Source organism: Burkholderia reimsis, assembly GCF_003294055.1.
GTDB lineage: Bacteria > Pseudomonadota > Gammaproteobacteria > Burkholderiales > Burkholderiaceae > Burkholderia > Burkholderia cepacia.
Genome location: NZ_QMFZ01000013.1, coordinates 168851 through 183073, shown reverse-complemented (window position 1 = coordinate 183073; position 14223 = coordinate 168851). Strand labels below are relative to the sequence as shown.

The following is a 14223-nucleotide window of genomic DNA, read 5'->3' as shown; positions in this document are numbered from 1 at the left end:
GCTGGGGTGCGGCCGCGATTCCGCGGATCAAGCAGGAAGTGCTCGTCGCGTTCAACCAGGGCGATCCGGACAACCCGGTGATCGTCGGCCGCGTGTTCAACGGCGAGCAAGGCAACCCGTATCACGGTGCGGCCGGCCAGACGATGGGGATCAAGAGCCAGACGCACAAGGGGCAGGGGTCGAATGAGTTGCTGATGAGCGACGTCAACGGTGCGCAGATGCTCTACATGCATGCGCAGAAGGATATGCATACCGTTGTCGAGGACGCGCAGTGGACTCAAGTTCTCAAAGGCGATCGGACCGTCGAGGTCGGGAAGGGCAACCATACGACGGCCATTGCGGTTGGCAACCTGTCAGACGTTGTCGTGCAGGGCAATACACTGCATCAGACTCCGCAGGGCGTGCATACGCTCGAAGCCAAAGAACTCTGGATCAAGATTGGCGGCGATGGAGGCACGCGAATCCACATGACAGCTGACTCGATCGACATCTACAAGGGCGATTCGGTGATTCACCTCGACGACAGCAACATCAATATCCAGGCATCCCGAACCGACATCAACCCGAAGAACGGCTAACACCCATCAGGAAAACAAAACATGTACCAGATGCATGAAGGCACGCTGGCGCTGCCGGCCGAGTGGCAGGACAAGACGATGAACGTGTTCGTGTCAGCCGCCAGCGGTACGGAAGGCGTCAGTTTCGTCATCACGCGCGAGCGGCTGCCGTGGGGCATGAAGTTCAATGAATATGTGGCGAGCGAGATTCGGAAGGTGGCAAAGCAGGTGCCGGACTATTCCGAGGTAGCAAACGAAGATGCCACGGTGTCTGGGCGCGCTGCGCACGTGCACGAGTTTACGTGGACGAACAATCAGGCAACGATTCATCAGCGGCTGACGATGGTGGAGTACGGACAGGTGGTGATGATGCTGACCTTCACAGCGCCCGGCACGCTGAGTGACACCCAGCGCAAGCAAATCGAGGCTGTCATTCAGAGCCTTCAGTTGCGCGACCCGATCTGAGGCCGCGATGTCGGACACGCCGAATTACAACGAGCCGAGCGGCAGCGCGCAGGAGCGTCTCGATCAGATCGCCAAGCTGGAGGATGGTGAAGCCGCGAAAGCGGCCGAGCAGCCGTTCTATGAGCACCTCAACTACGGGATGCTGGGCGCCGACGCGGGCCTGACCGCCGTTGAGGGGACCACCGCCGGATTGACCGCAGCGGGTACCGCGTTGGCGGGCGGCGCTACCGGTGGGGCGGCATTGGGCGCGGGTGCGATCGCAGCGGGAACGGTGATGCTGCCGTTAGCGATCGCAGTCGGTGGAGCGTGGGCGCTCGACAAAGTCGGTGTTACGGGCTGGCTCTCAAAGGAGTTCACGCAGGTCGGTGACGCGCTGGGCCTCACAATCGGTCGCGGTGATCCGCACCCCGCATGCGTTGGTGACCGGATCGCACACTCGTCGGGTTTCATGGGAATTCTCTCCGGCATTGCTGTCGGTGTGGCGATCGGCGTGGCGGTGGCGGCGACCGTGGCGACAGGTGGACTCGCCGGTGCGTTGATCGTCGGGGCGTGCATGGCCGGCGGCCTGACTCTCGGTGGCGCGCTTGCGTCGGCCAGCCAAAGTATGGGCAGCAACTGCGGCGAGATCGTCACCGGCTCGGGCAATGTGTATTTTGAAGGGAAAAAGGTCGCACGCGTCACGGACCTGGTGACTTGCGAACACCACTCCGGCGTGCCGCAGCCACTCGTCGACGGCAGCAAAACCGTATTCGTCAATGGCCTGCCGCTGGTGCGGATCGGCCACGAGACTCACTGTAGCGGCAAAGTCAATTCGGGGCGCAACAGCATCTGGATCGACAAGACGACGGGCCACTATGGCCCGAAGAATCCGGAGTTGTCCGCGACTCAGGAATTCCTGGCAGGTTTGCTCGGCGGGATCGTGGGCGGTGGAATCGGGAAATTTGCCGGCAAGGGCTTGCGTGGAAAATTCCGTCCCGAGCCCACCCGATCCGCTGAACAAAAAGGTGTCAAGGATGAGAACCGACCGGGGTGCAAGGATCCGGTCGATCCCGTATCTGGCGAGGTTCTGGAGGTCCGCACTGACATCGTGATCCCAGGCGTTCTGCCGCTGGAATTGAAGCGTCGCTATCGGGCTCAATCAGATGATCACGGGCTGCTCGGTCATCGCTGGTCGGATAGCTGGTCACAGCACCTGACGTTCGACGGTGGGCGCTTCGCGCGATTCCACGATGGCGCTGGCCTGGTGATCGGCTTTGACGCGCCAGACATGGCGCTCGACGGCATCAACTTGCGCGAGCCGCGCTACCGGCTGATCGGCAGCCGCCTTGAGCCGCGCATCCTTGATCGCGACACCCGGCAACTGCGGATTTTCTCGCCGCTTGTCGAAGGCCGTTCGTCTCGCCTCGAGCGGATCGAGGATCTCGACGGCAATGCGGTCGCATTCTCCTACGACTCCACGGGCCGCTTATGCAGCCTGACCCATAGCGATGGCTATCGGCTAGAGGTGGCCTATTATGGGCGCAACCGGCGGCCGGATCGGATCGTTCTTCACGATGCCGACGGTGGCGTTCGAACGCTCGTGGGTTACGACTACGAGAACGGCATGCTCACCCACGTGGCGAGCTTCCAGTTTGGCCAGTTCCATTACGCGTACGACGAACACGGCTGGATGACCCAATGGCGGGATACGGACCAGACCGACGTCCAATATCGGTACGACACCGCCGGGCGCGTCGTAGAAACCGGCACCAAGCAGGGCTATCACACGGGCCGGTTTGTCTACGAGGCTGGCCGCACGCGCGTGATCGATGTCGACGGCGAATGGGTCTACGACTACAACGACGAAGGTCTTGTCACGGCAGAAACCGATCCGCTCGGTCATTCCACTCACTCAGAATGGGAACTCGGCCGGTTGATGACACGGGTCGATCCGCTTGGCCGACGAACAGACTACCGCTATGACGATCGTGGCCAACTGATTTCGGTCACAGACAGTTCGGGACGCATGATCGGTTTCGAATACGACGACGCGCAACTGCTCACCGCGGCGAGTTTGCCCAACGGCGGCCGGATCAAGCTCGAATACGATCATCTGCGCCGGCTGATTGCGCGCACCGAGTCGGATGGCACCAAGACAGCCTACCGGTACGGCCAGAACGGTGAACTGCTGCGCATCGTCGCCGGAGATCGCGAAACCCGCCTCGACTACGACGACCGCTTGCGACTCACCGACATCGCATTGCCGACGGGTGCGCGCTTCCGGCGCAAGACCGACGTGCTGGGCCGGGTGCTGGAGGAAACCTCGCCCGATGGGCACATAACCCACTTTGACTATGCCGACGGCCCAGACAATCCGCGCGGCCTGCTGAGCACGGTCACGCGCCCCGACGGCTCGGTGTCGCGGGCGCGATACAACAGCGAAAGCCTACCTGTCGAGTGGACCGATCCACTCGGACGCACGATCCAACGAACCTACGGTCCGTTCGACCTGCTCACGGCGTCGATCGATGCGGCCGGTCACACGACGCGTTTCGAGTATGACCACACGACCCGGTTGACGAAGGTCGTTAACGCACTGGGCGAGGCCTACACCTACCGCTACGATGCGGCCGGGCGCCTCGCGGCCGAGATCGACTGGGGCGGCCGCGAGACGTGGTACGAGCGCGATGCGGCTGGTCGCCTGCTGGCGAAGACGCTGCCCGACGGCGGTCAGTGGCGCTATACGTACGATGCACAGGACCGGCTCGCCGGGGTCGACGCCGGTGACGTGCGGCTCGCCTATTGCTACGACGTCTTGGGCCGACTGGCATCAGCAGAAGTGCGTGGCGAGCAGTCCCACGTGACGCACTTCGCGTACGACAGAAACGGACGTCTGATCGGCGAGGATCAGCACGGCGAACTGCTGCGGCACGTCTACGACACTGGTGGCCAGCGCCGTTTTCGAATGACGCCGCGGCGCGAGACGACCTATGCGTATGACGGGTCGGGTGCGCTGATACAGGTCGGCGGGCTTGCGATCCAGCGCGATGGCTTGGGACGCGAGATCGGTCGGCAGGCGGGAGAGTTCGTTACGCAGCAGCAATACGACGCGCTTGGCCGCATCCGTCGGCAGATTGCGGGGTCGGCAGGCGCGTTCGAGGCCTTGCAGGCCGACCCCGCCCATGCGCTTGAACAATTGACGCGGCAGGTCTATCACTACGACGCGGCCGGACAACTGGAGCGAATCGACACCAACGTCGATACGCTTACGTACCGGCGCGACGTGCGCGGCCAGATCGTCTCGGCCGAAAGTCTGCTGCAGCCGGCCGAGCACTTCCGCTACGACGCGGCGATGAATATTGCCGCGCACGGGCGGCAGGCTCCCGTGGATGCTCATCATTACGGCCGAGGCGGCCTGCCGGAACGGATCGGCTATGCGCGCTATCGGTATGACGCACGTGGCCGCACGATCGAGAAGACGGTCGAACAGCCCGGATTCCGGCCCAAGACGTGGCAATACACATGGGATGGCCTCAACCGGCTCGTCAAGGTTGTGACGCCTGAACGCGGCGTCTGGCTGTATCGCTACGATGCGTTCAACCGCCGGGTCGAGAAGCGGCAGGTCGGTGGCCGCGAAACCGTGAGATTTCTGTGGGACGGTTCGACGCTGGCTGAGCGCTGGGTCGAGCAACGGGACGGCACGACCGGACAGGTAGTAACGTGGCATATCGAGCCGAGCAGTTTCGTGCCGCTCGCGCAGGAGACCGACGACGGACTCTTCCCCGTTCTGGCCGATCAAATCGGTCAACCGAAGGCAGTGTTCGACGAACAGGGGAAGCCAGTCTGGAAAGCCGCCTACTCCCTATGGGGGAAACTGCTCCCGGCTAAGCGAGCAGCCAATGACACATACGGCGGGTCAATTTCAATCGACACGACGCTGCGCTTCCCCGGCCAATGGGCCGACGACGAGACGGGGCTGAACTACAACCTGAATCGGTACTATGATCCGGATTCGGGACAATATCTCAGCCCTGATCCAATCGGACTCGAGGGCGGGCTGCGGACGCAAGGTTATGTCGCAGATCCTTTCGTCGAACTCGATCCTCTCGGCCTCGCTACCTGTAACGCTAACGACTCTCAAATAGATAAAGGGTTGAGCGACCGTGGCACTCGCCCGGGACCGGGCGAGCGTTCGCTGACGAAGGAACAATATCGCGAACTGATGCGCAATCGAAATCAGGGCGATGCATTACAGGCCGCATTGGATCAGAAGATTGGGTCTCAGGATTATGTCTATCGCGCAACGACGTGGCGCGCTGTTGAAAATTACCGCAAGCAAGGTAGCATCAGTGGCTATAAGGGTGCAGGGACTTACATGTCAACCGACTACGTTGGGACGAATCAAGGCGTGCTGATGGACCGCGGTCAAGTTTTCCAACATTGGGGCGCCCCCGACGTATTGTTGAAAATTCCGACATCGGAGCTATCTTCTGCAACCGTCCCAAGACCACTCGGAGGAAAGCTGCCAGTTGGATGGGAACCCGAAACATCGTTCTACCCAGCAGCTGGATCCGGTGGACAAAATCAGTTCATGGGGACAACAAAATCGTGGTCTGACGACTGGATTATTCCGGTGGAAAAATGAGTGTGAGCATCATGGATCAAGATATTCAGAATATGTTATGTCGCTACCGTGATCGAGATATCGGTTTGCAACAGCTTCGCGCGTGGTTGGACAGCCAAGGAGCGCGTGTCGAGGCCCAAATTTCACGAGGTCAGTTGCTCAAGCTTCGGCGGGGAAGCGAAGCCCAGAGCAATGGAGCAGTCGCTCAGTTGCTGCCGGCGTGCACGCATTGCCTGGGCATTGGTTTGCCCAAGCAGTTCGTGTCACGCACCGAATATCAGCAATACTCGCAGCGCCGTGACGCTGCCCTTGCCAGTGGAAGCCTAACGGAAATCGCCCCGCCGTCTTTTGATTCCGAAGGGGCTGGATCGGCTGGTTCTGTAATGTACTATCGCTGTACCCATTGCCATTCGATCTGGGCATTCGTGGAACCGGAGAAGGCGGAAAACGGCTCATGGAACAGAGTTATATAGATTTCTCGGGTGGGTAATGGGACTCGCAAACGATGGCTGGATCGATGCGATTGATTTCGCGGAGTAAGATCGTGCTTCGAGTAATCAGGTAGCCGTATCATGGGTAGACCTTTGAGTCCTGACACAGCGAAATCGGACGCAGACATCCGCATCCGGTTGGTTGAAGCGTTGAACAGAAGCGCGCTCGCTGACGATGCGCGCTACGAGCGTCTACCCGCTTTCGTCCGCTTTCGCGCGACGGGTGCTGCCAAAGCATGGGAGGCCTGGCGCCGAATCGTCGAAAAAGGTCCGAACAACGTTTCTGAGATGCTTCGGACGCGGTCTATCGTCGCGCTGGTCAATCAGTTTGACGAACTAGCAAGGCGATTGCTTCCATACGGTACCCCCGACATGATGCCGGACGAGGCGGGAACAGTCGCCGCTCACAGTGCGCTCTGGCAGGCGTTCGAACTGCGGAACGGGGTGATTTTCGAACCCACCCCGTCATTGCATCGACTGCTCGACGACGCGTACATCTCCGACGATGTGCCGATCGGCGCCGTCGAGTTTCCCGCCAACACGCTGTGCATCATTCCCGAGCCCTCCTCTTGGGGCAAAGGCGAACGAAGTGACGCAACGATCTTTTTCAGGAACGGACAGACGCTTGCCTGCGCCACCTGGGTCATGCGCCTTCACGAAGGGCAGCGAGACGCCACGGTTGACGTCATCGAACTGCCGTTGGATAAACCGGACCGGACTATCGGCGCGTTGCTTGACGATGTCTGCGGATCGTCGGAAACCTATCAAACGCTCCGTGCGTATCTGCGCGAATCAATCGATTACGCCGTCAAGATGCTCCTGTATCTCAACGCCCGCGATGCACATGTGGTTCGAGAGCGCGCCTACTCGGATGCTCCGCGATCGTTCAGTGGACTGGGCCAGCGCAAACGGGCCGAGCGAATGGTCGAAATCGACTTGCTCTACGATCGTCACCTTGTCGGACCGGCAATTCTCGATGCCGAATCTGCAAACATCGCCCCGTTGGATGGCTCGCACCACGAGGTTCGCGGTCATTGGCGTCGACCGCATTTCCGGATGCAACCGCACGGTCCGCAGGCATCTTTGCGCAAGCTGGTCTTTATTGGGCCCACCATTGTGCGAGCAGACCGCCTCGGTCTAGCATGACCGGGACGAGATTCAGTTACGAGTGAGCAAGATGGAAAGCAGGAAGCATTCATTGCGCCGAACCGGGCGATCGAGCTTGACGAGAGAAATGTTGTTGCCGCTGCCGACGGAAAAAAGTCCGCGCACTGTCGCTGGAGAACCATCTCGCGCTGGCCACCGTACGCGGCGGCCGCGGCGACTTCGATCAGGTCAGTTGCCTGGTGCGGGTTGTGTATTTGGCGTTCTATCTGCGGGACGCAACCTCGACCGGTGCGGACTTTGATTTGTACCGGCGCGCCGAAGCGGCGCTCAATGCGTGCGTCACGCGTGCGGATCAAGGCGAGCGTTGCCTGCTGCTCGATCACGAACTGGCGACCGTCGAGCGCATTCTCGTTATCCACGACGAGCAGCTTGCTGCGATCCCGTGGCATCGCTACCTAAAGGCTTGGGAGCAACTGCGCCACTACATCACAAACGGCAAGCGCTCGCCGATCGCGGCTGCTGTTGCCGTTCGCAGTTTCTGCTAACAGTGACCACAGATACTGCTAATGGGTAAGCTCGTGGTAGCGCCGTCAGCAAAGGCTGATAGCGATGTTCCTTTCGTGTCCGCACGCGTTGCTGGAATGCAACAAAGGGGGGATGTATGTGCGACGATTTTGCTAATGCACCTTCAAGAGCTTGCAATGTCGGATGTGGCTCACGAGCGGCGCAATGAGGAAAGTCGCTCGTGACAAGAGCATGGCGTGCACGTAACCGATGATCAACAACTTGGGTGTATGCGCAACAATACACCTCTCGTCAAAAGGACCGGGGTGCGATTTTAATGCCTGTTTTCCAGGGTGGGGGACGGCTGTCGACATTCGTAGAGCAAAGCAAAGATGTCAATTCGAGGTGCCCGTCGCACGTGGCTCTTGGCGCCCGAGTTGACGACATTATCGACAATCTCATCGAAATAATTTCGTCACTTCGTCTATGTCCGAAGCAAAGTCGTCAATTCGCGTCGTACACTCCCCTGCACGACAGTAGAGGCATGATTTATATACGATTCTCGGTATGCGAATCGTTCAGTCGCGACGCCCCGCCCCGGACACGCCCTTGACGACTGCATGGGCGGTGGCGGCTCGGCCGCTACTGACGGCTTCCGGCCAGTTTCAGTCATTCGACAGCATCGCAGAGATCGCTGACAATCTCTCGAATATTCAGGACTTGCCTTGGCCTGTACGACGAAACCCGGGAAGTAAATTTCTCTTTCCGCGAAGGATACAGACGTGATAAAAGCCATTTTTTTTGATTATGACGGGGTGCTGACGACGGATAAAACCGGTTCGCTCACTACGAACAGGTATCTGAGCACAGTAACCGGTGTCGAGTATGAGACCGTTCGTAAGGCATTCGCAAAATACAATCCAGACCTGCTGGTCGGAAAGGTGACGCATACCGATATCTGGGATGCAGCTTGCAAAGCGATGCGTTGCAAAGTCGATTTTTCATTGCTCGAAGAGGCATTTCAAAGCACACCCGCAAATGACGCAATGTTTGCTCTGGCACGCAGCCTGAAGCCAGCGTATTCCCTCGGCATCATCACCGACAACAAACGGGATCGGATCGATTCATTGAAGAAATCGCAAGGTCTCGATGCGCTGTTCAACCCGATCATCGTGTCAGCCGAGTTTGGCTCGGGAAAGGACAGTTCTGCGGTTTTTAAACATGCTTTACGATGTGTTGGAATAGGCCCCGAAGAGAGCATCTTCATCGATAACAATCGAGAAAATCTGATTGCACCCAGAGCACTCGGCATGGGCACGGTCTTCCACGATGACGAAAAAAACGATGTTGGGAAGCTGATCGAAACCCTCAGGAATGAGTTCCACATCCTGGAACTGCAGTAACGCGTTGAGCCATTTCGTGAGAGGCGAAGGAGCGTCCGAATGGCCGCTGTTGGGACAAATGACGGACCGGTGTGGGTCGAACTGCGCCGCTCCCGCGTTGTAGTGCGGCCGCCAGCCGCGTTCGGCCAGCCGGGATAAAACATCGGCAGGCCGCATCGATTGATCAAACGGCCTTTCATCGTCATCTCTTCAAATGGGCTGCGCCGTCGAGAATGCGTGTGCCGCAGCCATCGTATCCAGTGCTTCGCACAACAGCAGGATTTTTCCGTCGCGTGCCACCAGCCGCCCTGCGTACAACTGGCGATAGATTTTCCCCGTCGATGGAACGAGCGCTTCGACTTCATATTCGGCGAATACCTGCTCAGGCGTTTCGATCAGCAGCCGCACGTTTCGGAACGCAAAATCCGGCACTTTCGCGAGCAGCGAGGCGATGAAGCCTTCGATCGCTTTTGGCCCCTGTGCTCGCCCGTCAATGCCAAGCGACTTCAGATAAGGGAGTTCCAGCACACCGTCGTCGGCAAACAGTGCGCCGGCCGCGCGTGGGTCGCGAATCGATTCGAGGTAAGCGAAAAGCAGTTGTTTGGCGTTGTTCATGATCGGCTCGATAAAAGCGTGAAAGGATGCGATTCATTGCAGACGCGTCTTCAACGCAGTCGCCATCTGCTGCACGGCGGCGCGCGTCGGTGCGTCGGCAGCAAGCACGTTGAGCAGGCCGAAGTCGTGGATCGTGCCTTTGTACCGGGTCGTCGTCACGTCGTTGCCCGCCTGGTCGAGCCGATACCCAAATGCCTCGCCTTCGTCGCGCAGCACGTCGAACTGCGCCGTCTGGATGAGCGCGGGCGGCAAGCCCTTCAATTCGTCGAGCGAGGCGCGCAGCGGCGACGCATAGCGTTCGTTGCGCTCGGCTTCGTCGATCGTGTACGCATTCCAGAACCACTTCATCAAGTCGCGGCTCGGGAAGTAGCCATTGGCGAAGGCGTCGTACGAGGCATTGTCGAATGCGTGGTCGGCCACCGGCCACATGAGGCCCTGGAAGCGGATTGCCGGGCCGGTGGCGCTGTTCAGCGCGTCGAGGAAGGCAACCGTCGCGGTATCGGGCGTGTTCGGTGTGACTTGCGTGTTCATCGTGATTCTCCTTTGCCTGGTCGAGTGGCTTGCGACGTGATGTCGTGCAGCCGGTGGAAAGGAGAATACGGATCGGACGTTATTGTCGAAATAGAATCGTTTGAAATCCATCATTGCATGAGTGCAACGATGGACGCCGGCTGATCAACTGCGCCGATGGATCATTTCGGCCACCGCCATGTTGGCTCGGTAAGGTGCTCGGCAAAATAATCCGACAGCGCCGCGACTTTCGCGGGCCGCGCGCGCGCCGACGGCGTAACGAAGTAAAGACCACCCTTCGTCAGCGACCAGTCGGTCAGGATCGCCTCGAGGCGGCCATCGGCCAGGTATTCGCCCGCGATGAATTCAGGCAACTCGGCGATCGCGAGGCCATCGAGCAGCGTCGGCAGCAGCGCATCGGAATTGGTCACGCGCAGCGGGCCCGTCGGCATTACCGGTTCCTCCTCGCCTCGGTCGTTTGTGAAGCGCCATACAGCGCTACGCGCGCGGTACGCGTACGAGAGACAAGGACGATCCGCCAGTTCGCGCGGATGCGTGGGCCGTCCTTCACGCCTCAGATATTCGGGCGACGCCACCACGAATTGCGTCACTGCGCACAACCGCCGCGCGACCAGGGATGAATCCGGAAGCGCGGCGATACGCAGCGCGGCGTCGAACCCATCGGCGACCAGATCGACCGACGCATCCGACAGATGCAGGTCGATCGACACCTCTGGATAAGCGCGAAAGAAGCCCGGCAGCAGCGGCGCAACCCAGCGCAGCCCGTACGACATCGGCACGGCCAGACGCACTAGCCCGCGTGGCTGCACCGACATTTCGCGCGCCGAGCTTTCCGCTTCCTCGGCCTGTCGATAGATCTCGCCCGCTTTCTCGCTGATTGTCCGGCCGAACTCGGTGAGCGAGAGCTGGCGCGACGTGCGATTGAACAGTCGTGCGCCCAACCGCTCCTCCAGGCGGGCGACACCGCGCGAGACCGTGGCGACCGACACCCCCGTCGCACGCGCGGCGGCCGCAAACGACCCGTGCTCGGCCACCTTCGCGAACATCGCCAGCCCTTCGAAATCAGGTAGTTGAGCCATTTCCCCTCATCATTTCATTTATGCAACGTTTGATTGCGATTAATTCTATTTCGAAACGATCAGGCCGTCGATATTCTCCTCACATCGCAGCACGCAACACCGAACGCAGTGACCCACTTACCAACCGCAAGGAGAATCACCATGGCACGCAAACTCGACAACAAGATCGCACTCGTCACCGGCGCAACCAGCGGTATCGGTCTCGCCACCGCTCAACGCTTCGCGGCGGAAGGCGCTCACGTCTATCTCACGGGCCGCCGCCAGGCGGAACTCGATGCTGCCGTGCAGGGCATTCGCGAAGCCGGCGGCAAGGCGACCGGCGTACGTTCGGATTCCACCAGGCTGGATGAACTCGACGCGCTGTATGCGCAAATCAAGGAAGAACAGGGGCACCTCGACGTGCTGTTCGTGAACGCCGGCGGCGGCTCGATGTTGCCGCTCGGCAGCATCACCGAAGCACACTACGACGACACCTTCGACCGAAACGTGAAGGGCGTGCTGTTCACGGTGCAAAAGGCGCTGCCGCTGCTTGCCGAGGGCGCATCGGTGATTCTCACCGGCTCGACGGCGGGTAGCGCAGGCACCGCGGCGTTCAGTGTGTATTCGGCTTCGAAAGCGGCGGTGCGTGCCTTTGCACGCAGCTGGATTCTCGACCTCAAGGAGCGCCGCGTCCGTGTGAACACGATCAGCCCGGGCGCGACTCGCACGCCCGGCCTGCTCGACCTCGCCGGTGACGACTCCGCGCAACGGCAAGGGCTTGCCGATTACCTGGCTTCCCTGATTCCGATGGGGCGCCTCGGTGAACCGGAAGAGATCGCCGGCGCGGCGCTGTTCCTGGCCTCGGACGACGCGAGCTTCGTGAACGGTATCGAATTGTTCGTCGACGGCGGCCAGCAGCAGATCTGAGCCAGGCTGAGCGCGCGGGGTGTGGTAGACGCGGTCTTCGACGATCGCGATCCACGCCCGGCGCACTCGAATCGAGCATCGTCATGATTGAACATCGGCCTTTTCCTTCGCTTGACGCAATCCGGCGCGACGGCGTTGATGTCCGCCAACATTTCCACGCGGGCGACGTCGGGCACGCCGACCATGCGCCGCTCGGTCCGCTCCATATGTGGAACGACATCGAGTTCGCGCAGCACGCGGGCCTCGGGCTTCGTGCTCACCGCGACGTCGAGATCGTCACGTGGGTACGTTCGGGGGCCATCACCCACGAAGACGATGCGGGCAATCGCGCGCGCCTGGTTGCCAACTGCGTCCACGTGATGAGTGCCGGCACGGCAATCCATCACGCCGAACGCAACGAGGAAAACATACCCGCGCGGCAGTTCCAGATCTGGCTCCGTCCGCACACACCTGCCGGTACGCCGCGCTGCGCGACGCGCGTCTGTTCGCCCGGATGTCGCGAGGGCCGATTCGTTACGCTGGCGAGCGGCGATCCGGAGGATGTCCGCGCCGGCGCGTTGCCCATTCACGCCGACGCACGTTTGCGTATCGCGACGCTGCGCGAAGGCACGGCAATGCAGCACGTTTTGCCGATGCCCGGTTCGGCTTACCTGGTTGCGGATCATGGGCGACTGGACGTAGGGCCGATCAGGCTGGCGCAACGCGATGGCATTGCCGTTCGCAATGAAACGCGGCTCGTGTTGAGGGCGCGAGACGACACCGATGTCGTGGTTGTCGAGCTCTTACGCTAGGACAACGGCGCCATCAGGGTGTGCCGCAGCCCCATTCATTGCTGTTTCTGCGTTCGGGAAAACGCGCCTGTGGGCGTTGGGTGGCTGTTTTGGGGGGAACTGCAGACGTTGATACTGACGTTGCCTGTGGCGGAGATGGGCCGAACCGACTCAGCCGATCTGACGCCGTCTGCTCGGCCCATTCCAGCCTTATACAGCTGACGCAGCCCCATCGTTCACCCTTCGTGGCAGCGCCCACGTTGACCGGATTGCCGACGCTCGCTTGCATCGTGGCGTCATCGTTTAACAATACTGTCCGATAATGGCTCCCGGCCAGTGTGCCATGTTCATCCACGTCACAGGAGCATCGCGATGCCATACGTCACAACGAAGGATCACGTCGAGATTTTCTACAAGGACTGGGGCCCGAAGGACGCGCAGCCCATCATGTTCCACCATGGCTGGCCGCTGTCGAGCGACGACTGGGATGCGCAGATGCTCTTCTTCGTCCAGAAGGGCTATCGCGTGATCGCGCACGACCGGCGCGGCCACGGCCGGTCGGCGCAGGTGTCGGACGGCCACGACATGGATCACTATGCGGCCGACGCGTTCGCGGTCGCCGAAGCGCTCGACCTGCGCAATGCGGTGCATATCGGCCACTCGACCGGCGGCGGCGAAGTGGCGCGCTACGTCGCGAAGCACGGTGAGCCGGCCGGCCGCGTCGCGAAGGCGGTGCTGGTCAGCGCGGTGCCGCCGCTGATGCTGAAAACCGATTCGAACCCCGAAGGCTTGCCGCTCGAGGTGTTCGACGGTTTCCGGAAAGCGCTCGCCGACAATCGCGCGCAGTTCTTCCTCGATGTCCCGAGCGGCCCGTTCTACGGGTTCAACCGCGAAGGTGCAACCGTGCATCAGGGCGTCATCCGGAACTGGTGGCGGCAGGGGATGGAAGGCAGCGCCAAAGCGCATTACGAAGGCATCAAGGCGTTTTCGGAAACGGACCAGACCGAAGACCTGAAGTCGATCTCCGTCCCGACGCTCGTGCTGCATGGCGAGGACGACCAGATCGTGCCGATCGCGGATGCTGCGCTGAAGTCGATCAAGCTGCTGAAGAACGGCACGCTGAAAACCTATCCGGGCTATTCGCACGGGATGCTGACGGTCAACGCGGACGTCCTCAACGCCGACCTGCTGGCTTTCGTGCAGGCGTAACGGT

11 protein-coding genes and 2 pseudogenes are annotated in these 14223 nt (G+C 60.7%); 10 read left to right on the top strand and 3 right to left on the bottom strand.

The genetic code is table 11. The annotated features are described in order from the left end of the window. The 7 genes and pseudogenes from DPV79_RS17510 to DPV79_RS17480 form a co-directional block, all read left to right on the top strand. The coding region (locus tag DPV79_RS17510; RefSeq protein WP_425267360.1) for a bacteriophage T4 gp5 trimerisation domain-containing protein at positions 1-578 on the top strand (578 nt) is incomplete at its 5' end. Between the two features lie 21 nt (positions 579-599). Beyond that, positions 600-1022, top strand: coding sequence for a DcrB-related protein (locus DPV79_RS17505; protein ID WP_021161838.1), 423 nt, complete (start codon positions 600-602; stop codon positions 1020-1022). A gap of 7 nt (positions 1023-1029) precedes the next feature. Further along, the gene (locus DPV79_RS17500; RefSeq protein ID WP_230952207.1) at positions 1030-5646 is read left to right on the top strand and encodes a DUF6531 domain-containing protein; all 4617 of its coding nucleotides are present in this window, start codon (positions 1030-1032) and stop codon (positions 5644-5646) included. An 11-nt stretch (positions 5647-5657) separates the two neighbouring features. Further along, the gene (locus DPV79_RS17495) at positions 5658-6098 is read left to right on the top strand and encodes a hypothetical protein (RefSeq protein ID WP_244321771.1); all 441 of its coding nucleotides are present in this window, start codon (positions 5658-5660) and stop codon (positions 6096-6098) included. A gap of 99 nt (positions 6099-6197) precedes the next feature. Next, the gene (locus tag DPV79_RS17490) at positions 6198-7262 is read left to right on the top strand and encodes an AcrVA2 family anti-CRISPR protein (RefSeq protein WP_063807487.1); all 1065 of its coding nucleotides are present in this window, start codon (positions 6198-6200) and stop codon (positions 7260-7262) included. An 88-nt stretch (positions 7263-7350) separates the two neighbouring features. Further along, positions 7351-7768: pseudogene (locus tag DPV79_RS17485) on the top strand (hypothetical protein). Positions 7769-8509: 741 nt separating this feature from the next. Further along, positions 8510-9130 carry an HAD family hydrolase gene (locus tag DPV79_RS17480; RefSeq protein WP_059475364.1) on the top strand — a complete coding sequence of 207 codons (621 nt, stop codon included), beginning with the start codon at positions 8510-8512 and terminating at the stop codon, positions 9128-9130. 189 nt (positions 9131-9319) lie between these two features. Here the strand turns inward: DPV79_RS17480 and DPV79_RS17475 are convergent, their stop codons facing one another. From DPV79_RS17475 to DPV79_RS17465, 3 genes and pseudogenes are all read right to left on the bottom strand, one after another. After that, positions 9320-9724, bottom strand: a complete 405-nt coding sequence (locus DPV79_RS17475; RefSeq protein WP_113046047.1) for a nuclear transport factor 2 family protein — start codon at positions 9722-9724, stop codon at positions 9320-9322. A 33-nt stretch (positions 9725-9757) separates the two neighbouring features. Further along, positions 9758-10219, bottom strand: a pseudogene (locus DPV79_RS17470) (alpha/beta hydrolase fold domain-containing protein); the annotation flags it as partial. 197 nt (positions 10220-10416) lie between these two features. After that, entirely contained in the window at positions 10417-11334 is a 918-nt protein-coding gene (locus tag DPV79_RS17465; protein WP_113046046.1) for a LysR family transcriptional regulator, read from the bottom strand. Between the two features lie 141 nt (positions 11335-11475). Between DPV79_RS17465 and DPV79_RS17460 the strand changes: the two genes are divergently transcribed. From DPV79_RS17460 to DPV79_RS17450, 3 genes are all read left to right on the top strand, one after another. Next, on the top strand, positions 11476-12240 hold the full coding sequence (locus DPV79_RS17460; protein WP_113046045.1) for an SDR family NAD(P)-dependent oxidoreductase: 765 nt from the start codon (positions 11476-11478) through the stop codon (positions 12238-12240). Positions 12241-12323: 83 nt separating this feature from the next. After that, on the top strand, positions 12324-13031 hold the full coding sequence (locus DPV79_RS17455; protein WP_113046044.1) for a pirin family protein: 708 nt from the start codon (positions 12324-12326) through the stop codon (positions 13029-13031). 351 nt (positions 13032-13382) lie between these two features. Continuing rightward, positions 13383-14219 (top strand): alpha/beta fold hydrolase, encoded by an 837-nt coding sequence (locus DPV79_RS17450; protein ID WP_113046043.1) that lies wholly within the window; start codon positions 13383-13385, stop codon positions 14217-14219. Positions 14220-14223 lie beyond the last annotated feature (4 nt).